21 protein-coding genes and 2 pseudogenes are annotated in these 21406 nt (G+C 61.2%); 13 read left to right on the top strand and 10 right to left on the bottom strand.

Going from position 1 to position 21406, the window contains the following annotated elements; translation table 11 throughout:
• Positions 1–87: 87 nt before the first annotated feature.
• A pseudogene (locus AB3G88_RS09555) lies at positions 88–1404 on the bottom strand (methyl-accepting chemotaxis protein); the annotation flags it as partial.
• A gap of 300 nt (positions 1405–1704) precedes the next feature.
• On the opposite strand from AB3G88_RS09555, the gene AB3G88_RS09560 reads away from it, so the two are divergent.
• From AB3G88_RS09560 to AB3G88_RS09570, 3 genes and pseudogenes are all read left to right on the top strand, one after another.
• Entirely contained in the window at positions 1705–3024 is a 1320-nt protein-coding gene (locus tag AB3G88_RS09560; RefSeq protein WP_191948416.1) for a Na+/H+ antiporter NhaC family protein, read from the top strand.
• Positions 3025–3085: 61 nt separating this feature from the next.
• Positions 3086–3907 (top strand): annotated as a pseudogene (locus AB3G88_RS09565) (cache domain-containing protein); the annotation flags it as partial.
• A 102-nt stretch (positions 3908–4009) separates the two neighbouring features.
• Positions 4010–4765 carry a methyl-accepting chemotaxis protein gene (locus AB3G88_RS09570; protein ID WP_371926576.1) on the top strand — a complete coding sequence of 252 codons (756 nt, stop codon included), beginning with the start codon at positions 4010–4012 and terminating at the stop codon, positions 4763–4765.
• Here AB3G88_RS09570 and trhP read toward each other — a convergent pair.
• Positions 4762–6075, bottom strand: a complete 1314-nt coding sequence (gene trhP / locus AB3G88_RS09575) for a prephenate-dependent tRNA uridine(34) hydroxylase TrhP (RefSeq protein WP_480453799.1) — start codon at positions 6073–6075, stop codon at positions 4762–4764. The genes AB3G88_RS09570 and trhP overlap by 4 nt on opposite strands.
• Positions 6076–6235: 160 nt before the next feature.
• Between trhP and AB3G88_RS09580 the strand changes: the two genes are divergently transcribed.
• Positions 6236–7303: an AI-2E family transporter gene (locus AB3G88_RS09580; RefSeq protein ID WP_480453801.1), complete on the top strand. Its 1068-nt coding sequence runs from the start codon at positions 6236–6238 to the stop codon at positions 7301–7303.
• Positions 7304–7306: 3 nt separating this feature from the next.
• Here the strand turns inward: AB3G88_RS09580 and AB3G88_RS09585 are convergent, their stop codons facing one another.
• From AB3G88_RS09585 to AB3G88_RS09595, 3 genes are all read right to left on the bottom strand, one after another.
• Positions 7307–7489, bottom strand: a complete 183-nt coding sequence (locus tag AB3G88_RS09585; protein ID WP_099584879.1) for a hypothetical protein — start codon at positions 7487–7489, stop codon at positions 7307–7309.
• Positions 7490–7580: 91 nt separating this feature from the next.
• Entirely contained in the window at positions 7581–7775 is a 195-nt protein-coding gene (locus AB3G88_RS09590; RefSeq protein ID WP_032886687.1) for a hypothetical protein, read from the bottom strand.
• Positions 7776–8019: 244 nt separating this feature from the next.
• Entirely contained in the window at positions 8020–8373 is a 354-nt protein-coding gene (locus AB3G88_RS09595) for a hypothetical protein (RefSeq protein WP_099584880.1), read from the bottom strand.
• Positions 8374–8529: 156 nt separating this feature from the next.
• Here AB3G88_RS09595 and AB3G88_RS09600 point away from each other — a divergent pair, with 156 nt between their 5' ends.
• Entirely contained in the window at positions 8530–9348 is an 819-nt protein-coding gene (locus tag AB3G88_RS09600) for a shikimate 5-dehydrogenase (RefSeq protein ID WP_480453804.1), read from the top strand.
• A gap of 119 nt (positions 9349–9467) precedes the next feature.
• Here the strand turns inward: AB3G88_RS09600 and AB3G88_RS09605 are convergent, their stop codons facing one another.
• The gene (locus AB3G88_RS09605; RefSeq protein WP_099584882.1) at positions 9468–10115 is read right to left on the bottom strand and encodes a YceH family protein; all 648 of its coding nucleotides are present in this window, start codon (positions 10113–10115) and stop codon (positions 9468–9470) included.
• 117 nt (positions 10116–10232) lie between these two features.
• On the opposite strand from AB3G88_RS09605, the gene AB3G88_RS09610 reads away from it, so the two are divergent.
• On the top strand, positions 10233–10742 hold the full coding sequence (locus AB3G88_RS09610; protein ID WP_032886679.1) for a DUF1993 domain-containing protein: 510 nt from the start codon (positions 10233–10235) through the stop codon (positions 10740–10742).
• 69 nt (positions 10743–10811) lie between these two features.
• Here AB3G88_RS09610 and sstT read toward each other — a convergent pair whose 3' ends face one another.
• Positions 10812–12032 carry a serine/threonine transporter SstT gene (gene sstT, locus AB3G88_RS09615; protein ID WP_480453806.1) on the bottom strand — a complete coding sequence of 407 codons (1221 nt, stop codon included), beginning with the start codon at positions 12030–12032 and terminating at the stop codon, positions 10812–10814.
• A gap of 240 nt (positions 12033–12272) precedes the next feature.
• On the opposite strand from sstT, the gene AB3G88_RS09620 reads away from it, so the two are divergent.
• Positions 12273–13430: an MFS transporter gene (locus AB3G88_RS09620; RefSeq protein WP_099584884.1), complete on the top strand. Its 1158-nt coding sequence runs from the start codon at positions 12273–12275 to the stop codon at positions 13428–13430.
• A gap of 4 nt (positions 13431–13434) precedes the next feature.
• Here AB3G88_RS09620 and nhaR read toward each other — a convergent pair whose 3' ends face one another.
• Complete coding sequence (gene nhaR, locus AB3G88_RS09625; protein ID WP_112194477.1) at positions 13435–14337, bottom strand: transcriptional activator NhaR; 903 nt, start codon at positions 14335–14337, stop codon at positions 13435–13437.
• Between the two features lie 134 nt (positions 14338–14471).
• Here nhaR and AB3G88_RS09630 point away from each other — a divergent pair, with 134 nt between their 5' ends.
• The 4 genes from AB3G88_RS09630 to mnmH all read left to right on the top strand — a co-directional run bounded on the left by AB3G88_RS09630 (position 14472) and on the right by mnmH (position 17730).
• A complete protein-coding gene (locus AB3G88_RS09630; RefSeq protein WP_112194479.1) occupies positions 14472–14723 on the top strand; it encodes a hypothetical protein in 252 nt (83 codons plus the stop codon).
• A gap of 28 nt (positions 14724–14751) precedes the next feature.
• The gene (locus AB3G88_RS09635; protein ID WP_032886672.1) at positions 14752–15501 is read left to right on the top strand and encodes a TerC family protein; all 750 of its coding nucleotides are present in this window, start codon (positions 14752–14754) and stop codon (positions 15499–15501) included.
• A 94-nt stretch (positions 15502–15595) separates the two neighbouring features.
• A complete protein-coding gene (gene selD / locus AB3G88_RS09640) occupies positions 15596–16630 on the top strand; it encodes a selenide, water dikinase SelD (RefSeq protein WP_122305336.1) in 1035 nt (344 codons plus the stop codon).
• Positions 16630–17730: a tRNA 2-selenouridine(34) synthase MnmH gene (gene mnmH, locus AB3G88_RS09645; RefSeq protein WP_480453809.1), complete on the top strand. Its 1101-nt coding sequence runs from the start codon at positions 16630–16632 to the stop codon at positions 17728–17730. Before selD ends, mnmH begins: the two co-directional genes overlap by 1 nt.
• Here mnmH and AB3G88_RS09650 read toward each other — a convergent pair.
• Positions 17720–18775: a permease gene (locus AB3G88_RS09650; protein WP_099584889.1), complete on the bottom strand. Its 1056-nt coding sequence runs from the start codon at positions 18773–18775 to the stop codon at positions 17720–17722. The genes mnmH and AB3G88_RS09650 overlap by 11 nt on opposite strands.
• A gap of 44 nt (positions 18776–18819) precedes the next feature.
• Positions 18820–19521, bottom strand: coding sequence for a histidine phosphatase family protein (locus tag AB3G88_RS09655; protein WP_099584890.1), 702 nt, complete (start codon positions 19519–19521; stop codon positions 18820–18822).
• 255 nt (positions 19522–19776) lie between these two features.
• On the opposite strand from AB3G88_RS09655, the gene AB3G88_RS09660 reads away from it, so the two are divergent.
• Entirely contained in the window at positions 19777–20475 is a 699-nt protein-coding gene (locus tag AB3G88_RS09660) for a glutathione S-transferase N-terminal domain-containing protein (RefSeq protein ID WP_099584891.1), read from the top strand.
• 3 nt (positions 20476–20478) lie between these two features.
• Positions 20479–21321 carry a PhzF family phenazine biosynthesis protein gene (locus AB3G88_RS09665; RefSeq protein ID WP_480453811.1) on the top strand — a complete coding sequence of 281 codons (843 nt, stop codon included), beginning with the start codon at positions 20479–20481 and terminating at the stop codon, positions 21319–21321.
• Positions 21322–21406 lie beyond the last annotated feature (85 nt).

Genomic DNA, 21406 nt, shown 5'->3' on the forward strand with positions numbered 1-21406 from the left:
GGTCGCAATCGCGGCGGATTGGTCGGCAGTGCCACGGGCGTCCTGCACCGAGCGCTTCACCTCGGCAATGATCGGTTGCAGCTTGTCGAGGAAACGGTTGAACCAGCCCGCGAGCTGCCCGAGTTCATCTTTCTTGTCGTAGGCCAGGCGCCGGGTCAGGTCGCCTTCGCCGCTGGCGATGTCTTCGAGCATGTGCGCCACGCCGAGGATCGGCCGCGTCACGCTGCGGGCCATCAGCCACACCAGAATCAGACCGAACACGGCCGCCAGCAGGCCCAGCCCCAATTCCAGCAGCGTGCCACGTGCATTGTCGGCATCCAGTTCGGCCTTCAGCGCTTCGGCGGGGCCGACCAGGACTTTTTCCGGTACATCCAGCAACACGCCCCACAGCTTGCCGTCAGGAATCGGCGCGAACGGCGCCAGCACTTTGAGCTGATGGTCGGTGCGCAGGCTGCGGATCTGTGGGCCGCTGGCCAGTGCACTGAGCACTTGCGCGCCGCTGACGGTGTCGACCTGATCCAGGCGTTTGCTCAACTGGGTGGCGTCCGCGCTGTAGCCGGCCAGCAAGCCGGTAGCGCTGAGGATGCTCACCTGAGTCTGGCCGTCGTACAGTTTCTGGCTGGCCTGTTGGCTCACGGCCTGCAGGCTGTTGAGGTTGATGTCCACCGACAGCGACGCGATGACTTTGCCATTGACCGTCAGCGGGAACACGATACTGGTCATCAGCACGTTCTGGCCGTTGATCATATAAAAGTAGGGTTCGATCACGCAGGGCTTGAGCGTCGTGCGCGGGCAAGTGAACCAGGCGTTGGCCGGTTCACCGCTGGGGCCGATGCTTGTGTCGGCCATATCGCTTTCCGGCAGGGCCATTGAGGTGAGCGTGCCCGGCGTCGGCTGCGACCAGTACAGGGCGAAGCGGCCTTTGTCGTTGCTGCCCAACTCTGCCTGATCGGCGAACAACTCGTCCTTGCCGTCCAGCGCATTGGCTTCGAACACCAGGGACAACCCCAGCAGGTCCGGGTTGGCCTGCAAGGCGGCCTTGACCTGGCGGGTCAGGTCTTCGCGGGTGTCGAAGGCGTCGAGGAAGCGCTTTTCGGCCTGCTCGCGCAGGAACAGCACCTGACGGGAAAAGCCATGGCCGTACTGGTAGGCATCCATGAACTGACGACGGATACCCAGCGCCTGGGCTTCGCCTTGAGCCTCGATGCGCGCCTGGGCGGAGGTATTGAGCATCTGCATGCTGGAGGCCTGGACCTGCTCCGAACTCTGCGCCATGCGATACAGCGACAAACCCACCAGCAGGGTCACGATCCCCAGCAGGCAGAGGCCCGCGAGCAGGGTGATTTTCCATTGAATGGAGAGCTGCCTGAGCGACATCGGGACATCCTTAACCTGAAAGCACATAGAGTCAGGTTGTCGGCTGCTTTGGGGGGTTCTTTATTCAAACGATCAATTTAAATTTGCTTTTTTGGTGAGCAAGCTTGCTTGTGCGGGGCCTTAGAGGGGGGGGTAAAAGCCGGCTCCAGCTGCGCTGTCGAACGGGAGCAAGCTCCCTCGCCACGGTTTTTTGACATGCAGCCCCACGTCCTGCAAAGTGCGCGCCCTCTAATAAGACCTCCTTGAAGCCTGCATGCGGGTCGCCAGCCAATGGCCACCTGAGCGAGGGTATGCCTGTTTTTTATGTTTTTGCTTGAGGTAACCATGATTAACGCAGTCATCGCCGCGGTCGGCACCATGCTGGTGCTCAGCCTGTCCCGCGTGCATGTGGTCATCGCCATTATCGTCGGCGCCCTGGTGGGCGGTTTGACCGGTGGCCTGGGCATCGAAGCCACGCTCAAAGCCTTCAACGGCGGTTTGGGCGGCGGTGCGACCGTGGCGTTGTCCTACGCATTGCTCGGCGCTTTCGCAGTGGCGATTGCCAAGTCCGGCCTGGCCCATGCGTTGGCGGACAAGGCGCTGTTACTGGTGGACCGCCAGGACGCCAGCGGCGGCAGCCACGTCAAATGGCTGTTGATCGGCTTGCTGTGGATGGTGGCGATTGCGTCGCAGAACATCTTGCCGATCCACATTGCGTTCATTCCTCTACTGGTGCCGCCGCTGTTGTACGTGCTGACCAAGCTGCAACTGGACCGACGCCTGATTGCCTGCGTGATGACCTTCGGCCTGATCACCCCCTACATGTTCCTGCCGGTGGGCTTCGGCAATATCTTCCTCAATCAGATCCTGCTGGCCAATGTGGCCAAGAGCGGTGTGGACATCAGCCAGGTCAACGTGACCCACGCCATGAGCCTGCCCGCCCTGGGCATGGTGGTTGGCCTGCTGGTGGCGGTGTTTATCAGCTACCGCAAGAAGCGCGTGTATGACCTGGAAAAAATCGAGCGCGTCGAGCAAGTCGCGGTGCAATACAACCCGCTGACCCTGCTGGTGGCTGGTGTGGCGATTGCCTCGGCGTTCATCATTCAGCTGTGGCTGGACTCGATGATCATCGGTGCCCTGGCCGGGTTCCTGATCTTTTCGGTGTCGGGCATCGTGCGCTGGCGCGACACCGACGACCTGTTTACCGAAGGCATGAAGATGATGGCCATGATCGGCTTCATCATGATCGCCGCCTCAGGTTTTGCCGAAGTGCTCAAGGCCACCGGCGACGTGCGCGCGCTGGTCGAAACCTCGGCGGCGTTTATCGGCCATAGCCGTGGCGTCGGTGCATTGTTGATGTTGCTGGTGGGCCTGCTGGTGACCATGGGCATCGGCTCGTCGTTTTCCACGGTGCCGATTCTTGCCGCGATTTTTGTGCCGCTGTGTGTGCAACTGGGCTTCAGCCCGATGGCCATCGTGTGCATCGTCGGTACGGCGGGTGCGCTGGGCGATGCCGGCTCACCGGCGTCGGACTCCACCCTTGGCCCGACCTCCGGCCTGAACATCGACGGCCAGCATCACCATATCTGGGACACCGTGGTGCCGACTTTCCTGCACTACAACCTGCCATTGCTCGCATTTGGCTGGCTGGCGGCGATGACACTCTGATCTACAGATTCACCGCCGCTGGCCGATAACCTCTCAAGTCGCCTAATAAGAGAGAAAAGCCATGCGTCTGAGCCTGAAGGCCAAAGTCCTGTCCCTCGCCGTTGTGCCGGTGTTGCTGTTTGCCGTGGTGATCAGCCTGACCACTGTGTGGATCCTCCAGGGGCAGGCGCGCAACGAGGTGGATGAAACCCGCCAGCGTCTGCTCAACAACGCCAAGGCCACCCTGCAAAGTTATGTGGAAGTGGCCATGAGCACCATCAAGCCGCTCTACGACGCAGCCGCCCCCGGTGACACGGCGGCGCGGGCCGAGGTGGTCAGACTGCTGTCCAACACCAGCTACGGCAAGGACGGCTACTTCTTCGGCTACGACTCAGAAACCATCCGCCTGTTCAAGGGCAACAGCCCTGATGGCGTGGGCAAGAGCTTCAAGGACAACCGCGACCCCAACGGCGTCTACGTCAACCGCGACCTGGTCAAGGTCGGCAAGGACGGCAGCCACTACCTGCAATACAGCTCCACCCAGCCCGGCCAGACCGAACTGGTGCCCAAGCTCGGCTACACCGAATACCTGCCCAAGTGGGACATGGTCATCGGTACATCCGTGAACCTCGACGGCATCGAAGCCCAGGTGGCGGTGGTCGAGGCCAAGGTCGAAAAACGCATGGAAGGCGTGTTGCTGAGTATCCTCGGCGTGGCGGTGGTGGTGCTGCTGGTGATCGCCGCCGTAGGCATGTTGCTGGCCAATACCATCCTGCGTCCCCTGCACTTGATGAAAGCCAACCTCGATGACATCGCTGCCGGTGAAGGCGACTTGACCCGCCGCCTGGCCATCACCAGCCAGGATGAGTTGGGCGACCTGGCCGGTGCGTTCAACCGGTTTGTCGACAAGATCCACGGGCTGGTGCGCCAGATCACGGAAATGACCGCGCAACTGACCGGGCTGGTGAGCCAGGTGTCCGACCAGGCCCAGCGCTCGGAGCAGGCCATGGAACGCCAGCGCCACGAGACCGATCAGGTGGCCACCGCGATCAACCAGATGTCCTCGGCTGCGCAGGAAGTGGCGCGCAGTGCCCAAGGCGCCTCCGTGGCGGCGCAACAGACCGACGCTGAAGGCCAGGCCGCCAAGCGCGTGGTGGACGGCAGCATCGCGCAGATCCATGCACTGGTGAGCGACATCCGCAGCAGCGGGGTGTCCCTCGACAGCTTGCAGCAGGATGTGGCGTCGATTGTCAGCGTATTGAGCGTGATCCGTTCGATTGCCGAGCAGACCAACCTGCTGGCCCTGAACGCGGCGATTGAAGCCGCACGGGCCGGGGAGGCTGGTCGTGGTTTCGCGGTGGTCGCCGACGAAGTGCGCGCCTTGGCCAGCCGCACCCAGACCAGCACCCAGGAAATCCAGGGCATGATCGACCGCCTGCAAAAAGGCACGGTCGCCGCCGTAGACGCGATGCGCCGCTCCAGCGATGCCGGTGACGGCACCTCGGCCCAGGCCAACCAGGCCGGCGCGTCCCTGGACACCATGGCCCAGTTGATCGGCACCATTAACTCAATGAACGCTCAGATTGCCAGCGCCGCCGAAGAGCAGACCGCCGTGGCCGAAGAGATCAACCGCAGCGTGCACCAGATTGCGGTGGCGGTGGACAGCGTCGCCGATGAAACCCAGTTGGGCGCTCAGACTTCTCGCAGCCTGGCGGACTTGGGCCAGCGCCTGGGGCAGTTGGTCGGGCAGTTCCGGATCTAAACGTCGCGCATCAACAGGCCGAAGCGCAGGTCCATCTCGGTCGGGATCGGTACATACACGGTGTGCCCATCCCCCGGCGCCACCTTGATGGCCTCGCCCTTGGCGTTGTGCAACGTGGTCAGGTCAAAGTGGAAGTTGCCGGCGGGGGTCATCAGCTCCAGGTGGTTGCCCACGGCAAAGCGGTTCTTTACTTTGACCTCGGCCAACTCGCCCCGGCGCTCGCCAGTCAACTCGCCCACAAACTGCTGGCGCTCGGACACGGAGCTGCCGTTCTGGTAGTTCTGGTATTCGTCGTGCACGTGCCGACGGAGAAACCCCTCGGTGTAGCCGCGTTGGGCGAGGGACTCCAGATGGGTCATCAAGTCGCGATCAAATGCCCGGCCGGCCACTGCATCATCGATGGCCTGGCGATACACCTGGGTGGTGCGTGCACAATAGAAGTGGGACTTGGTGCGCCCTTCGATCTTCAGCGAATGCACGCCCATGTGGGTCAGGCGGTCCACGTGCTGCACGGCGCGCAGGTCCTTGGCGTTCATGATGTAGGTGCCGTGCTCGTCCTCGAAGGCGGGCATCTGCTCATCGGGACGGTTGGCTTCCTGCAACAGGAACACCTGATCTGTCGGCGCGCCGATCCCGAGGGTTGGCTGATATTCCTGGACGATATCCCCCGTGGCGTTCTCCACCGCTGGTGTAGCCTGATATTTCCTGCGACACGCGTTGGTGCAACTGCCTTGGTTGGCGTCGCGTTTGTTCATGTAGCCCGACAGCAGGCAGCGGCCGGAATAGGCCATGCACAAGGCACCGTGCACAAACACTTCCAGCTCCATGGCCGGCACCTGCCGGCGGATTTCTTCGATCTCTTCCAGTGACAGCTCCCGCGACAGGATCACCCGGCAAATCCCTTGCTGCTGCCAGAACTCCACGCTGGCCCAGTTCACCGTGTTGGCCTGCACCGACAAGTGAATCGGCATCATCGGGAAATGCCGGCGCACCAGCATGATCAGGCCGGGATCGGACATGATCAGCGCGTCCGGGCCCATGGCAATGACCGGGGCCAGGTCTTTGAGGAAGGTCTTGAGCTTGGCGTTGTGCGGCGCGATGTTGACCACCACGTAGAAGCGCTTGCCCTGAGCATGAGCCTCGTCAATGCCGAGGGCCAGGTGGGCGTGGTCGAATTCATTGTTGCGCACGCGAAGGCTGTAGCGCGGCTGGCCGGCGTAGACCGCATCGGCGCCGTAGGCAAAGGCATAGCGCATGTTTTTCAGGGTGCCGGCGGGGGCGAGCAGTTCGGGGGCGATGACAGGAGGCATGGGCTTGGGTCGCAAAAAAGCGCGAGGGTAGTTGAAGCGGTGCAGGGCTTTATTGATCTGGGTCTACGCTTAGCGCAACAAAGATGGCACTCCCAGGAGTTGCGGCGGACTAAGCACCGGGACGTAAACGCGCGCCCTGCTTTTTTGACATGGACCGAACATGAATCAAACCAACCTGCAATTCAAAACCCTGTTGTTGCTGCTGGTCCTGGTGACCGTCGCCTTTATCTGGATATTGCTGCCGTTCTACGGGGCGGTGTTCTGGGCGGTCATCCTCGGCATCATCTTTGCGCCCATGCAGCGCCGCCTGCAGCAGCGGTTTGGCTGGAACCGCAACCTGACGTCACTGGCCACCTTGCTGGTGTGCCTGGTGATCGCGATCCTGCCGGTGATCATCACCAGCGCCTTGCTGGTGCAAGAGGGCGCAACGCTCTACAAAAACGTTGAAAGCGGCAAGCTTGACGTGGCCGGTTATATCGAACAGTTCAAAAACTTCCTGCCGCCGTATTTCCAGCATTTGCTGGACCGCTTTGGCATGGGCAACCTTGAAGGCCTGCGCGAGAAAATCGTCAAGAGCGCGATGCAGGGCAGCCAGTTCTTCGCCACCCAGGCGTTCAGCTTCGGCCAGGGCACGTTTGATTTCCTGGTGAGCTTTTTCATCATGCTCTATTTGCTGTTTTTCCTGCTGCGCGACGGCCCGGAACTGGTGCGTAAAGTGCGCACGGCGGTGCCGCTGGCCGAGCCGCAGAAGCGCCGGTTGCAGCTCAAGTTCAATCGGGTGGTGCGCGCTACGGTCAAGGGCAACGTGCTGGTGGCCGTGACTCAAGGGGCATTGGGTGGTTTGATTTTCTGGTTCCTGGACATTCCCAGCGCGTTGCTCTGGGCGGTGTTGATGGCGTTCCTGTCGTTGCTGCCGGCGGTGGGCGCGGGGATTGTGTGGGGGCCGGTGGCCGCTTACTTCCTGCTCAGCGGTTCGATCTGGCAGGGCGTGGTGCTGGCCTTGTTTGGCGTGTTTGTGATCGGGCTGGTGGACAACGTACTGCGCCCTATCCTGGTGGGCAAGGACACCAAGATGCCGGACTACCTGATCCTGATCTCGACCCTGGGCGGCCTGTCGGTGTTTGGCCTCAACGGCTTTGTGATCGGGCCGCTGGTGGCGGCGCTGTTCATATCCAGTTGGGCGCTGTTTGTGGAGAGCAAGCCGCGGGTCAAGATGCCGTTGCCATAAGCCTCAGGCGTGGAGCCGGAAGTTCGAGGCGTGTTGCCGTTGTTTTTCGGCGGCGGACAGGGATGTGAGCGGGCCGCTGATGGTTTCGCCATCGCGTACCAGGTACCAGCAGGCGAGCAAGCCCAGCTCCCGAAGGGGGGCGGGGACGGCGCTGCCGATGACGGACATGATTTGAACAGTGGGCATAAGGACCTCCAATCGCTATGGGGGTCACCTTACGGGGCCTGGCGATTTAGGAAAAATCACCTGGGTCAATAGTCGACATCAACAAAAGGCGTCAGTCGACTACCTGATCGAGCATGCTCACCACTTCCTGCTCATTGAGCAGGCCTTTGCGCACCAGGTTTTCCGCCAACAACGCCAGGAACTTTGCAGTGCGGTGGCCTTCCAGGTGCTTGAGCTCCGTGAGGGCGCTGTAGACCTTGCTGGACGTACAGAGGCCAGCGGTGCGGTGCGGGTTTTGTGTGGGCATGGTCTGTCGTCCTTGTTGTTATTGGGTTGTTATTGGGGGACTGGATCGATAGTGGGAGTGTGGGGTGACACAAACATGACAGCGTAAGCCCCGGTCGGGCAAGTAGACTTTCGACCTTAATAGTGTGGGATTGCCGCTTGGCCATTATCCTCAGAACGACCTTGGCACGATAAATCCGGACGTCGTACCCAAAAAAAGGCCCCGCTTGTAGGGCGAGGCCTGTTTCCGACATCACGATAAGGGCTTACCAACCGCGACGGTAGTAGCCGTGGGGAGGGCCGTAATAACCACGGGGTGGGCCGTAATAGACCGGTGCCGGGCGGTAATACACCTCTTGCTGCACATACACCGGCGGGGGCGGTGCGTAGTAGACCGGCGGTGGCGCGGCATATACCGGCTGCGGTTGCACGTAGACCGGCTGCTGCACATAGACCTCACGGGGTTGGCTGGCAACCACGGAGCCCACTACGGCGGCGCCGACCAGTGCACCCAAGACGGCCGGGCCACCCCATCCACCACCGTGGGCGGAGGCTTGGCCGGCCATAGCGAGTGCACCTACCAGCAAGGCGATCTTGGGGATTTTTCGAATCATGGTCATTCCTCGGTTGGTCCCTGCGCTTGTGGTCTGCAATCAATAGACTCAAGTAACGTCGCGGGGATACTTTTAAGACAACATATTTCTGAAAAACAGCACGGCCGCTAGGTAAAGGTTGTGTAAGGTCTGTACCGATTTGCTTACTCAAAGGAGTTATCCATGCAGATGCACCCCAACAAGGACACCCAGCTGTGCATGTCACTGTCGGCCCGCCCCGGGAATTTTGGCCTGCGGTTTCATAACCACCTGTACGAACAGTTGGGTCTGAATTTCTACTATAAGGCGTTCAGCAGCCAGGATTTGCCCGGCGCGATCGGCGGTATCCGGGCGTTGGGCATTCGCGGTTGCGGGGTCTCGATGCCGTTCAAAGAGGCCGCCATTGAATTAGTGGACGAACTCGACGATTCGGTTCAAGCCATCGCCTCCCTCAACACCATCGTCAATACCGATGGGCGCCTGAAGGCCTACAACACCGATTACATCGCCGTCGAGCAACTGCTGAAAAAGCACGCTGTGCCGAAAGATTCCACCTTCGCCTTGCGCGGCAGCGGCGGCATGGCCAAGGCCGTAGGCAGCGCCTTGCGTGACGGGGGGTATGCCAAGGGCGTGATCGTGGCGCGCAATGAAGCCGCGGGCAGGGCGCTGGCGCAGAGCCTGGGGTATGAGTGGCGTGCAGAACTGGGCGACATGCGGCCGCAGATGCTGGTCAACGTGACACCGATCGGCATGACTGGCGGCGCCGAGGCCGATGCGCTGGCGTTTGAAGCGGATGCGGTTGATAACGCCGAGACTGTGTTCGATGTGGTGGCGATCCCCGCCGAAACGCCGTTGATCGTGCGTGGGCGGGCTCAAGGCAAGCGGGTGATTACCGGGCTGGAAGTGATTGCAATCCAGGCGCTGGAGCAGTTTGTGCTTTATACCGGGGTGCGGCCAACCCAGGATCAATTCGAAAAAGCCGTGGCCTTCGCTCGAAGCTGAAGATTGCTGGTAATCAAATGTGGGAGGGGGCTTGCCCCCGATAGCAGTCTCTCAGTCAAAGCTGTTCCAACTGAACCACCGCCATCGGGGGCAAGCCCCCTCCCACATTGTTTACTGCGTTACGCCTGTTCCAGATGTGCGAGGCGCTCTTCAAGCGCGGCAATTCGCGCTTCCAACTCTTCTATGCGCTCCGCAGACACGCCAGCCCCACGCTCCACCGGATTCCCCCGCGCCGCGATGATCACCTCGATGTCCGCCGGATCCCCCAGCGCATGGGTATAGCGATCTTCACGCTGCCCCGCCTGACGCGGCACCAGCAGCGCCAATCCGCGAGCAATCAGGCGTTCCAGCTGGTGCACCACTTGCTCGGCATCTTCGAAGTCATGCATGCGCCCGCTACGGGTCAGCAGCTCATTGACGGTCTGCGGTCCACGTAGAAACAGCAGGCCGATCAGGATCACCTGGGCCGGCACAAGCTCCAGCGCCTTGTCTACGCGATGTTCCCAGCGGTCGGCGCGGCTGCCCATCACCAGTCGGGCAAAGCCTTGGCCTTCCAGAGCGCGAAGGCTTTGCCCGACCTGGCCCTGGCTGAGGTTTGTCACCGGCTCACGGCTGGTTTTCTGGTTGCAGGCCAGCACCAGGGCGTTGAGGGTCAGGGGGTAGGTTTCCGGGTTGGTCGCCTGTTTTTCGATCAGGCAGCCCAGAATGCGGATTTCCGTGCTGTTCAGGCGCGGCTCAGGGGTGTCGGTGTCGTGCTCGGCGGTCATCGCGCTTTCCCTATGCAGTGAAGGCCACTAGCCTAATCCTGAAAAAATAAAAGACAAGCCGCAGGCATGGCTATAATCGCCGCTGGTTCCAACCCTGCCATTACCGATGAGACTGTCATGACTATTTCCCTGTACGCCGCCTCCATCCCAGTCTTCAAGCAAATGCTCAACGCCTTGAGCGATGTGCTGAACAAGGCTGAAGCCCACGCCACCGCCAAGAACATCGAACCCAACGCCCTGCTGCAAGCGCGTCTGTTCCCGGACATGTTCGCGCTGGTGCGCCAGGTGCAAATCGCCGTCGACTTCGCCAAAGGTGTTTCTGCGCGCCTGGCCGAGATCGAAGTGCCTAAATACGAAGACAGCGAAGTGACCTTCGCCGACCTGCAAGCGCTGATCGCCAAGGTCCTGGCGTTTGTCGACACCATCAAGCCTGAGCAAGTCGACGGCAAGGAAGGTATCGAGATCATCACCCGCCCGGGCACCCCGAAAGAGAAGCGCTTCAGCGGCCAGTCCTACCTGCTGACCTACGGCCTGCCGCAATTCTTCTTCCACGTCACCACTGCTTACGCCTTGCTGCGCCACAACGGTGTGGAAGTGGGCAAGCGTGACTACATGGGCGCTTTCTAAGCCTCCAGCCATAAAAAAGCCCGGTGTGGTTCACTCAGGAACCACACCGGGCTTTTTTGTGCGCGGCGTTTAAGCCGACTGTTCTTCCTTGCCCAGGCATGCGGCGGCGGTGAACAGCACGTCGGTGGACGAGTTGAGCGCGGTTTCCGCCGAATCCTGCAGCACGCCGATGATGAAGCCGACAGCCACCACCTGCATGGCGATTTCACTCGGGATGCCAAACAGGCTGCACGCCAGCGGAATCAGCAACAGCGAGCCACCGGCCACACCCGAAGCGCCACAGGCACACACGGCCGCCACCACGCTGAGCAGCACGGCGGTCGGCAGGTCGACGTTGATGCCCAAGGTATGCACCGCCGCCAGGGTCAGCACGGTGATGGTAATCGCCGCACCGGCCATGTTGATGGTGGCGCCCAGCGGGATCGACACCGAGTAGGTGTCTTCATGCAGGCCCAGGCGCTTGCTCAACGCCAGGTTGACCGGGATGTTCGCCGCCGAACTGCGGGTGAAGAACGCGGTGATGCCGCTCTCGCGCAGGCACATCAGCACCAGGGGGTACGGGTTGCGGCGCAGTTTCCAGAACACGATGGCCGGGTTGACCACCAGGGCCACGAACAACATGCAGCCGATCAACACCATCAGCAGATGTGCATAGCCGAGCAGGGCGCCGAAACCGGAAGTGGCCAGGGTCGAGGCGACCAGACCGAAAATGCCCAGCGGGGCGAAGCGGATCACCACGCGCACGATCAGGGTCACGCCGTTGGACAAATCATCCAGCACGGTGCGGGTGGTTTCGCCCGCATGGCGAATGGCGATGCCCATGCCGATGGCCCAGGCCAGGATGCCAATGAAGTTGGCGTTCATCAGCGCGCTGACCGGGTTGTCCACCACGCTGAGCAGCAGGCTTTGCAGCACTTCGGCGATGCCGCCGGGGGCGGTAACGGTCACCTCGTGGGTGGCGAGCACCAGGGGCGACGGAAACCACATGCTTGCAACCACCGCCACCACTGCGGCGGCAAAGGTGCCGAGCAGGTAGAGGAACAGGATCGGCTTGATGTGCGTTTCCTGGCCGTGTTTATGGTTGGCGATCGACGACATTACCAACACGAACACCAGGATCGGCGCCACGGCCTTGAGCGCGGTGACGAACACCTTGCCAATAAATCCGGTGGCCTGGGCGGCCTCGGGCATCAGCAGGGCCAGCAGGATACCGGCGATCAGGCCGATAACGATTTGGGTAACCAGGCTGACGCGCATAAGTCGTTGCAACAGGGAGGGGGCAGCAGTCATAAACAGTTGTCTCTAGTTTTTTTAGTAGGACGCAGCATTGCAGGCGAAAGCGCTGTAGGAACAGGCGCCAAGTCTACCATGCTGTAGGACACGTCCTGCTCGATGCGGCATTCCGTCACCCGCGCCGTAGGGTCTTGGTCAAACCCGGACACACTCTGTTAAGATTCATCCCTCTCACTTTTCCTATTCCGTCAGCGGGCCCTTCGGGCTGTCGTTGATGTCGTTGTTTCTGGAGTTTTCATGCTGTTTCCCATCCTGCTGCTGTCGGCCGCCGGCTTTACCGTGCTGACCACAGAATTCATCATCGTCGGGCTGTTGCCGTCGATTGCCCGGGACCTGAACGTCAGCGTGTCCCAGGCGGGTCTGCTGGTGACGCTGTTCGCGTTCACCGTGGCAGCGTTTGGGCCGTTTCTGACGGCGTATTGCGCTCGTTTCCCACGCAAGCGCCTATTTATCAGCATCCTGATCATGTTCGCGGTGGCCAATACCGTGGCCGCGTTGGCGCCGAATATCTGGGTAATGGCCGTGGCGCGGCTGATCCCGGCCCTCGGCCTGCCGGTATTCTGGGCTTTGGCCAGTGAAACGGCGGTCGACATCGTCGGCCCGGAATATGCCGGGCGTGCCATCGAAAAAATCGGCTTCGGCATTGTCTGCGCCACCGTGTTCGGCATCCCGGTGGGCACGCTGATTTCCGATATGTTCGGCTGGCGCACCGCGTTCGCTATCCTGGCGGTGGTGGCGTTGGCCAAGGCTTTGCTGCTGTTTATCTACCTGCCGGTGACGAAGCCGAAGAACGATGAGGTGACACTGCGCTCGCAGTTCAAGATCCTGCGCAACCCCTTGATGCAGGGCCATATCCTGCTGTCGATCCTGGTGTTCAGCGGTATGTTCACGGCCTACACCTATTTGGCCGACATCCTTGAACGCCTGGCTGGGTTTGATGGCACGTTGGTGGGCTGGTGCCTGATGGGCTTTGGCGCGGTCGGATTGATCGGCAACTCTTTGGGCGGCCGTGCGGTGGATCGCCACCCGTTGATCGCGTCGATGGTGTTCTGCGGCTTTATGATCGCCGGCATGGTGGCATTGGTCCCGGCGATTCATTCCACCGTCGGCCTGGCTGCGGCGATGGCGGTGTGGGGCGTGACCCAGGCAGCGATGTTCCTGGTCAGCCATGTGCGGCTGATGAAGGCCGCGCCCCATGCGCCAGCGTTTGCCGCGTCGCTGAACATTGCCGGGGCCAACCTGGGGATTGGCTTGGGCGCGTTGGTCGGTGGGCAGGTGATCGACACCTTGGGCCTGGGCAGCCTGGGGTTTGCAGCGTCCGGGTTTATTCTGGTGTCAATCCTGCTGGCGCTATGGCTGATGACCGCCAAACAACCGGTCGCCTCCAGGGCCTGATCCGTCAAGGCAGGGCGGTAAACAACTCGCGCCTTGCCCCTTCGGTAATCGCCACGATGCCGGGGTGCTTGACCTTGCGTTCCACCGAGATCGCGTAGAACGACTCGGTGACCGCGTCAGTCTGGCCAATCAGCGCCACGCCGTATTGGCGCACGACTTCTTCGGCGATCACGCTGGGGGCGATAAAAATCCCGCTGCCGGATTGGCCAAAGGCCTGCATCAGGGCGCTGTCGTCGAACTCGCCGATGATCTTCGGCTGGATCTGCTGCTCGGCAAACCAGCGTTGCAGGCGGCTGCGCACCACCGTCTCCGCGCCCGGAATCAACAGCGGCGCGCCATGCAGGCACTGTGGGAAATCGCCGCCATGTTGGTCAGCCAAGGCCTGGGTAGCAAAGAAGCTGATGCCACATTCCCCCAGTTTCTGGCTGTAGCCCTTAATGTCCAGGTGCGACGGCATGGGGCTGTCGGAAATCACCAGATCCAGGCGCTGGATCGCCAGGTCGGCCAATAGGCGTTCGAGTTTGTCTTCGCGGCAGGTGATGCGCAGCGGCTCGCTCAGCTCCATGGTCGGCGCGATCAGGCGATAAACGATGGACTTGGGCACCACATCCGCCACCCCGACCCGGAACACAATCTGCTGTTCATTGGGTTGTGCGCGCAGCATCGCTTCCAATTCATTACCGGTCTGGAACATTTGCTCGGCATAGGGCAGGGCCTGGCGTCCGGCTTCGGTCAGCTCCAGCTGGCGGCCGACCCGTTGGAACAGCGCGATACCGAAGGTTTGCTCCAGCAGGCTGATCTGCCCGCTGATGGTCTGGGGGGTAAGGTTGAGTTGCTCGCAGGCGCGCACAATGCTGCCGGTCTTGGCCACAACCCAGAAGTAGTGCAATTGTCGGTAATTGAGCATCGCGGCCGTCACTTCGTAAAAACCGAAGTATACGCGAGAAAAATACGAATTTTCCTGAAGTGTTCGCCTGCATAGAATGCCTCGCTATCGCGGGGCCACTATTTGGACCCAATGGTTCTAACGAGGAATACATCATGAAACTCAATTCCCTGGGCGCGGCATCGCTGCTTGCGCTTTCATTGGTAGTGATCAGCGGTTGCGATCAGGTCGAGAAAAGCGCGCAGCAAGTGTTGGGCAAAGCCACCGAGTCGGCCAAGCAAGCCATTGATGACACCCACAAGGCCGCCGAGCAGGCATTGAGTGAAGCGACACAAGGCCTGATCAGCCCGCAGAAAAAGGACGATCAGGAAGAAAAAGAGTCTGACTCGAACAGTAAAGAAGCTTAATTTCCCAGCACAACCTCAGGACTGACCTATGGATTACCTTTTACAACTGGCCGCCAGCCCCACCGCCTGGGTTGCACTGGCCACCTTGATCGTCATGGAAATCGTGCTGGGCATCGATAACCTGATCTTTATCTCGATCCTCACCAACAAACTACCTGAGCAGCACCGGGCCAAGGCACGGCGCATCGGTATCAGCATGGCGCTGATATTGCGCCTGGGCCTGTTGAGCACCATCGCGTTCATCGTGCAGTTGACGGCGCCGGTGTTCGAAGTGCTCGGCCAGGCGTTTTCGTGGAAGGACATGATCCTGATCGCCGGCGGCTTGTTCCTGGTGTGGAAGGCCACCACCGAGATCCATCACAGCATGGACCCGGAGCCGGAAGAGAAAGCATCGGTTGGCAACACCGTGGCCATCGGCTTCGCCGCAGCGATCGGGCAGATCCTGTTGCTCGACCTGGTGTTCTCCATCGACAGCATCATTACCGCCGTGGGCATGACCGAGCACTTGCCGATTATGATCATTGCCGTGGTGACGTCGGTGATCGTGATGCTGGTGGCGGCTGAACCGCTGGCCAAGTTCATCAACGATAACCCGACCGTGGTGATGCTGGCCCTGGGCTTCCTGATTATGATCGGCATGACGCTGATCGCCGAAGGCTTCGGCGCCCATGTGCCTAAAGGCTACGTGTACGCGGCCATGGCCTTCTCGGCGGCCATCGAGTGCTTGAACATCGCACGACGTAACCGCCACAAGCGTTTGCTCGCTGCCCGCCAGTAACCGCCGAAACCTGAAAGCCGGCTGTGCTCACAAGAGCCCAGCCGGCTTTTTGCTGTCTGTTAGAATCCCGACACTTGATAGCGTGAGGTCCTACATGAACGAGCCGATTCGTCTTACCCAATACAGCCATGGCGCGGGGTGTGGTTGCAAGATATCGCCCCAAGTGTTGGAAGTGATTCTCGCCGGCAGCGGCGCCCAGAACCTCGACCCCAACCTGTGGGTTGGCAATGCCTCGCGGGATGATGCGGCGGTGTACGCCATCGACGACGAGCGCGGCGTGGTCTCCACCACTGACTTTTTCATGCCGATTGTCGATGACCCCTTCGACTTCGGCCGCATCGCCGCCACCAATGCCATCAGCGACATCTACGCCATGGGCGGCGACCCGTTGATGGCCATCGCCATTCTCGGCTGGCCGGTGAACGTGCTGGCGCCCGAGATTGCCCGGGAAGTGATCCGTGGTGGCCGCTCGGTGTGCGACGCCGCCGGTATCCCCCTGGCAGGCGGCCACTCTATCGACGCGCCGGAGCCGATCTTCGGCCTGGCCGTGACCGGCATCGTGCAAAAGCGCCATATGAAGCGCAACGACACGGCTACCGCCGGCTGCCAGTTGTACCTGACCAAGCCGCTGGGCATCGGCATCCTCACCACTGCCGAAAAGAAGGGCAAGCTGCGCGAGGCCGACATCGGCCTGGCCCGCGACTGGATGTGCACCCTCAACAAACCCGGCAGCCGCTTCGGCAAGCTGGCCGGGGTAACGGCCATGACCGATGTCACCGGTTTCGGCCTGTTGGGTCATCTGGTGGAAATGGCTGACGGCAGCGGCCTGACCGCACGCATCGAATATGAAAAAGTCCCACGGCTGCCTGGGGTCGAGTACTACCTGGATCAGGGTTGTGTGCCCGGTGGCACGTTACGCAACTTCGACAGCTACGCCAGCAAGCTCGGGCGCGTGCAAGAGCTGCACAAGCGCGTGCTGTGCGACCCGCAGACCAGCGGCGGGCTGCTGATCGCCGTCACACCTGAAGGTGACGCCGAGTTCCACGCCGTGGCGGCGGAACTGGGCTTGAGCCTGGCGCCGATCGGCGTTCTGGTTGAGCGACAGACCAACGCGGTAGAGGTGTTTTGATGGCAACTGACATCACCGATTACCGCGACATTTTCCTCAGCGACCGGCCGATGATGGATACCCGCGCGCCGGTGGAATTCATCAAGGGCGCGTTCCCCGGCGTGGTCAACCTGCCGTTGATGAACGATGACGAGCGCCAGCGCATCGGCACCTGCTACAAGCAGCAAGGGCAGCAGGCGGCGATTGTGTTGGGGCATGAGTTGGTGTCCGGCGCCATCAAGGCCGAGCGCATTGCACAGTGGGCACAATTCGCCCAAGCCCATCCCGACGGTTACCTGTACTGTTTTCGCGGCGGGTTGCGTTCGCAGATTGTGCAGCAATGGTTGAAAACCGACGCCGGCATCGAGTACCCACGGGTCGGCGGTGGCTACAAGGCCATGCGAACGTTCCTCGTGAACACTATTGAACAGGCCACCGTCCAGTGTGATTTCGTGTTGCTCGGCGGCATGACCGGCACCGGCAAGACCGAAGTGCTCGGCCAGTTGCGCAATGCCCTGGACCTTGAAGGCCACGCCAACCATCGTGGCTCCAGCTTCGGCAAGCGCGCCACCACGCAGCCGTCCAACATCGACTTCGAGAACCGTCTGGCGGTGGACCTGCTGAAAAAACGCGCGGGCGGCATTGAGCAGTTTGTGGTCGAGGACGAAAGCCGCATGATCGGCAGCTGCGCGCTGCCGCTGCCACTGCACAAAGGCATGCAGGGCTACTCAATGGTGTGGCTGGAAGACAGCGTCGAAGGGCGTGTCGAACGCATCCTGCGCGACTATGTAGTCGACCTGTGTGTTGAGTTTGATACGGTGTTTGGCGAAGACGGCTACGCATTGTTCGCCGAACGTCTTACCCAAAGTCTGGCGAATATACACAAGCGGCTGGGGGGTGAGCGCTTCCAGCGCTTGCACGCGATCATGCAGGACGCCCTGGCGGAGCAGGCGCGCAGCGGCGCCGTGGACCTGCATCGCGCCTGGATAGAAGGGCTGTTGCGCGAATATTACGACCCGATGTACGCCTTCCAGCGTGAAAGCAAAGGCGCACGGATCGAGTTCGCGGGAGAGCAGGGCGCCGTCACGGCCTATCTGCGCGAGCGAGCCCTCAGAGGATAAACGCCCCGATCAACCCACACACCACGCCCACCAGCATGGTCAACCCGGCTACCGTCACCAGCACCCGCGCATCGAAATCCTTGCGCAGCATCAACAGCGACGGCAGGCTAACGCTCGGCAGGGTCATCAGCAAGGCCACGGCCGGGCCGGTGCCCATGCCCAGCGCCATCATGGTTTGTACGATGGGGATTTCAGCCGCTGTAGGAATTACAAACAGCGTGCCGACAATCGCCAGCGGTACCAACCACACCAGGCTATTGGCCATGGCGCCGTCGACATGGGGGAACAGCCATACCCGCGCCGCGCCCAGGACCAGCACCGCCAGGATGTAGATGGGGATCGTGTTCCAGAACAACTGCCACAACGTGCGCAGCCAACGGCTCAGGAATGGTTGCGACTCCGTGCTGCTGACTTCGGCTACAGCCTCCAATGCCGCTTCCGGCACCTGATCCGGCCGGGCAATACGCTGCGCGACCAGCGACACACCCACCACCAACACAATGCCCGCCACCAGCCGCAACGCGGTAAAACCCCAGCCCAGCACAAAGCCCATAAACACCAGGGTGGCCGGATTCAGCACCGGGTTGGCGATCCAGAAGGCCAGCGCCGCGCCCACCGACACCTGCTGGCGGCGCATGCCCGCCGCCACCGGCGCGGCGCAGCAACTGCACATCATGCCTGGCAAGGCGAACAGCCCGCCGCGCACAGTCGAGCCCAGGCCGGCGCGGCCGAACAGGCGGAGCAACCAGTCACGGGGGATCAGCACTTGCAGCAGGGAGCCAAGGATCACCGCCAGCACCGCGGCTTTCCAGATCGCCAGGAAATACACCTGGGCATAGGCCAGTGCTGCCGCCAGTGGCGAACTTTGTTGATCGTTGAGAATCGAGGCGCCGATGCTGTGATTGTCGGCCGCCACAAACGCCTTGAAGTAGTAGGGCGACCACTTAACGTAATAGAGGCCTACGCAGGCCACCAAGAGGAACAGCGCTGGTTTCCACCAGAACGACCAGCCCCGGACGGGCTGGGTGGAGGAGAGGTTGGACATGCTGATGATCCGCCGATGAGTCAATAGCGACGCATCATACGCTGTCAGCTGTCAGCACTCACCTGTGTCGGTTCCGGGCAGGTTTCATCGCCGTCGTTCAAGCCCTGCTTGTAGTTGCGGCTCAGCAGCGAGGCCTTGCCGTTGTGCCAGGTCAGCGTCAGCACATAGAGCGTGTCGTAGTCACTGCCGGACCAGTCGTCGGTAATCGTGTGTTTTTCGCCGGACGCTTCACTCGCCACCTTGTTGATCAGCTCCGGCAGGTAGCCGTGGGACCAGGCGGTGTAGATGGTGGCGTTGTGGTATTTGTCCTCGACCAGCTCATCGGCGAGGTCGCTGGTGTCATTCGCGGAGAATTTAATGTTTACCGGCAGGCCCAATTTGATGGCGCTGGGGCTGATGGTCATCAGTGGGCGAATGTAGCTGTAGGAATTGTCCAGCTCACCTTCCTCGACATTGCGTGTCGGGTTGGCGGCAAATACAAAGTTGGCCTTGCCGAACTTTTCCGGCAGCAGGGTTGCCAGGTTCATTGCGCGGTTCAAGCCCTGGCAATTGAGCTGGCCGAGGCCGCCGGCAGGTTTTTCGCCGTGGCGCAGGAACACCAGGGTTTGCACACCGTCCACAGGCTGGGCGCGGCTTTCACGGGCGTCGAGGGCAGCAACCATGGCACCGCTGACCAGCAGCAGCGGCAGCATGATGTATGAATAGTGTTTGAGTCGTTGCACAAGGCGCAGAGGCTTGATCGTCATTATAGGTTCGAGTCTTCGTGCGTCACGTTAAGGCGGACAAGCCTGGCCCCAATGACGCCGGGGCGTCCTGCGGTGTTCCCTGTCGGTATAGCGAGGTGCCTCCATTCACCGTTTTAGCGCACTTAAGAGTGCACGCGGGCGTATTGGTTCGCCCACGCGGGATAATAGCCCGCCGATGTTGCGCATTGATGACCCATGCAGGACACCGGGTAGATGGCTATCATGGGGACTTTCTGCCTAGCCAGGGACTTACCGATGAACCCTCTCGCCGCGTTCCCGATTAATAGCAAATGGCCCGCCCAGCACCCCGAGCGCCTGCAACTGTACTCGTTGCCTACACCCAACGGGGTAAAAGTCTCGATCATGCTTGAAGAGCTGGGCCTGCCGTATGAGGCACACAAGGTCAGTTTCGAGACCCAGGACCAGTTGTCCCCTGAGTTCCTGTCCCTCAATCCGAACAACAAAATCCCCGCGATCATCGACCCCGAGGGCCCAGCCGGCCAGCCTCTGGCGCTGTTTGAGTCCGGCGCGATCCTGATCTACCTGGCGGAAAAAACCAGCCAGTTGCTCTCCGAAGATCCGGCGACACGTTATGAAACGATTCAATGGCTGATGTTCCAGATGGGCGGCATCGGCCCGATGTTTGGCCAGTTGGGTTTTTTCAACAAATTCGCCGGCAAGGCCTACGAAGACAAGCGCCCTCGCGACCGCTACGCTGCCGAATCCCGTCGCTTGCTCGAAGTGCTGGAAAAACGCCTGCTCGGTCGCACCTGGATCATGGGTGATGACTACAGCATCGCCGACATTGCTACCTTCCCGTGGATTCGCAACCTGATTGGCTTTTATGAGTCGGGCGATATCGTCGGCATTGCCGATTTCCCTAACGTACTGCGCGTGCTGGACAGCTTTGTGGCCCGGCCGGCAGTGATCCGTGGACTGAATAGTCCGAGCTGAAGCATGCCGACTTTCGATTTCAAACAACTGGATGTCTTTAGCCGCGTGTCCCTCAAGGGCAACCCGCTGGCAGTGGTTCTGGGTGCCGACAGCCTCAGCGACCAGCAGATGGCGGACTTCGCCAAGTGGACCAATCTCAGTGAAACCACGTTTTTACTGACGCCGCGCGACCCTCGGGCTGACTACCGGGTGAGAATTTTCACCACCTTGCAGGAGCTGCCATTCGCCGGGCACCCGACACTGGGCAGTTGCCATGCGTGGCTGACAGCGGGCGGGGTGCCTAAAGGCGAGGAGATCGTCCAGGAGTGCGAAATCGGCCTGGTGCGTATCCGTCGTCAAGGCGATGAACTGGCGTTTATAGCACCGCCGTTGTTGCGTTCCGGCGCGGTGGAGGACGATGTGTTGGAGCGTGTGCGCCTGGGACTGGGCCTGGAGCCGGACCGTATCGTACGCAGTCAATGGGTCGACAATGGCGCAGGGTGGCTGGTGGTGATGTTGGCGGACCGTGATCAGGTCCTGGCGTTACAGCCTGATTATTCACAGCTTATGGGGCTGGCCGTGGGCGTGATAGCCCCCTGTGACCCTGCGCAGGACGATGTGGATACGCAGTTTGAAGTGCGTGGTTTTGTCGCAGGCGACGGCGCGCCGGAAGATCCGGCCACGGGCAGCCTCAATGCCGGCGTCGCCCAATGGCTGTTGCGTGAAGGCCTGGCGCCTGAGCGCTATGTGGTCAGCCAAGGCACGGCCATGGGGCGCGCGGGGCGTATCAGCGTCGAGCGCCAGGGCGAGGAAATCTGGATCGGCGGCGCCGTAGCGGTGTGCATCGACGGGCGTCTACAGCTCTAGATCAATACATTATTGCGAGCGCCGCAATACACTGTTGGCCCCTTGGTATTTGTGCTGCCGGGGCCGGTGGGCATAAGCTTTCGCC

The sequence above is a fragment of the Pseudomonas arvensis genome, assembly GCF_056688935.1.

Bases quoted from the DNA above. Each gene is read 5' to 3' on its own strand.
- AB3G88_RS09610 (WP_032886679.1), top strand. From the start codon at position 10,233: ATGACTATTTCCCTGTACGCCGCCTCCATCCCAGTCTTCAAGCAAATG.
- selD (WP_122305336.1), top strand. From the start codon at position 15,596: ATGAACGAGCCGATTCGTCTTACCCAATACAGCCATGGCGCGGGGTGT.
- trhP (WP_480453799.1), bottom strand. From the start codon at position 6,075: ATGCCTCCTGTCATCGCCCCCGAACTGCTCGCCCCCGCCGGCACCCTG.
- AB3G88_RS09655 (WP_099584890.1), bottom strand. From the start codon at position 19,521: ATGACGATCAAGCCTCTGCGCCTTGTGCAACGACTCAAACACTATTCA.
- sstT (WP_480453806.1), bottom strand. From the start codon at position 12,032: ATGACTGCTGCCCCCTCCCTGTTGCAACGACTTATGCGCGTCAGCCTG.
- AB3G88_RS09660 (WP_099584891.1), top strand. From the start codon at position 19,777: ATGAACCCTCTCGCCGCGTTCCCGATTAATAGCAAATGGCCCGCCCAG.
- AB3G88_RS09580 (WP_480453801.1), top strand. From the start codon at position 6,236: ATGAATCAAACCAACCTGCAATTCAAAACCCTGTTGTTGCTGCTGGTC.
- AB3G88_RS09620 (WP_099584884.1), top strand. From the start codon at position 12,273: ATGCTGTTTCCCATCCTGCTGCTGTCGGCCGCCGGCTTTACCGTGCTG.
- nhaR (WP_112194477.1), bottom strand. From the start codon at position 14,337: ATGCTCAATTACCGACAATTGCACTACTTCTGGGTTGTGGCCAAGACC.
- mnmH (WP_480453809.1), top strand. From the start codon at position 16,630: ATGGCAACTGACATCACCGATTACCGCGACATTTTCCTCAGCGACCGG.
- AB3G88_RS09600 (WP_480453804.1), top strand. From the start codon at position 8,530: ATGCAGATGCACCCCAACAAGGACACCCAGCTGTGCATGTCACTGTCG.
- AB3G88_RS09570 (WP_371926576.1), top strand. From the start codon at position 4,010: ATGGAACGCCAGCGCCACGAGACCGATCAGGTGGCCACCGCGATCAAC.
- AB3G88_RS09590 (WP_032886687.1), bottom strand. From the start codon at position 7,775: ATGCCCACACAAAACCCGCACCGCACCGCTGGCCTCTGTACGTCCAGC.
- AB3G88_RS09635 (WP_032886672.1), top strand. From the start codon at position 14,752: ATGGATTACCTTTTACAACTGGCCGCCAGCCCCACCGCCTGGGTTGCA.
- AB3G88_RS09650 (WP_099584889.1), bottom strand. From the start codon at position 18,775: ATGTCCAACCTCTCCTCCACCCAGCCCGTCCGGGGCTGGTCGTTCTGG.
- AB3G88_RS09595 (WP_099584880.1), bottom strand. From the start codon at position 8,373: ATGACCATGATTCGAAAAATCCCCAAGATCGCCTTGCTGGTAGGTGCA.
- AB3G88_RS09630 (WP_112194479.1), top strand. From the start codon at position 14,472: ATGAAACTCAATTCCCTGGGCGCGGCATCGCTGCTTGCGCTTTCATTG.
- AB3G88_RS09585 (WP_099584879.1), bottom strand. From the start codon at position 7,489: ATGCCCACTGTTCAAATCATGTCCGTCATCGGCAGCGCCGTCCCCGCC.
- AB3G88_RS09605 (WP_099584882.1), bottom strand. From the start codon at position 10,115: ATGACCGCCGAGCACGACACCGACACCCCTGAGCCGCGCCTGAACAGC.
- AB3G88_RS09665 (WP_480453811.1), top strand. From the start codon at position 20,479: ATGCCGACTTTCGATTTCAAACAACTGGATGTCTTTAGCCGCGTGTCC.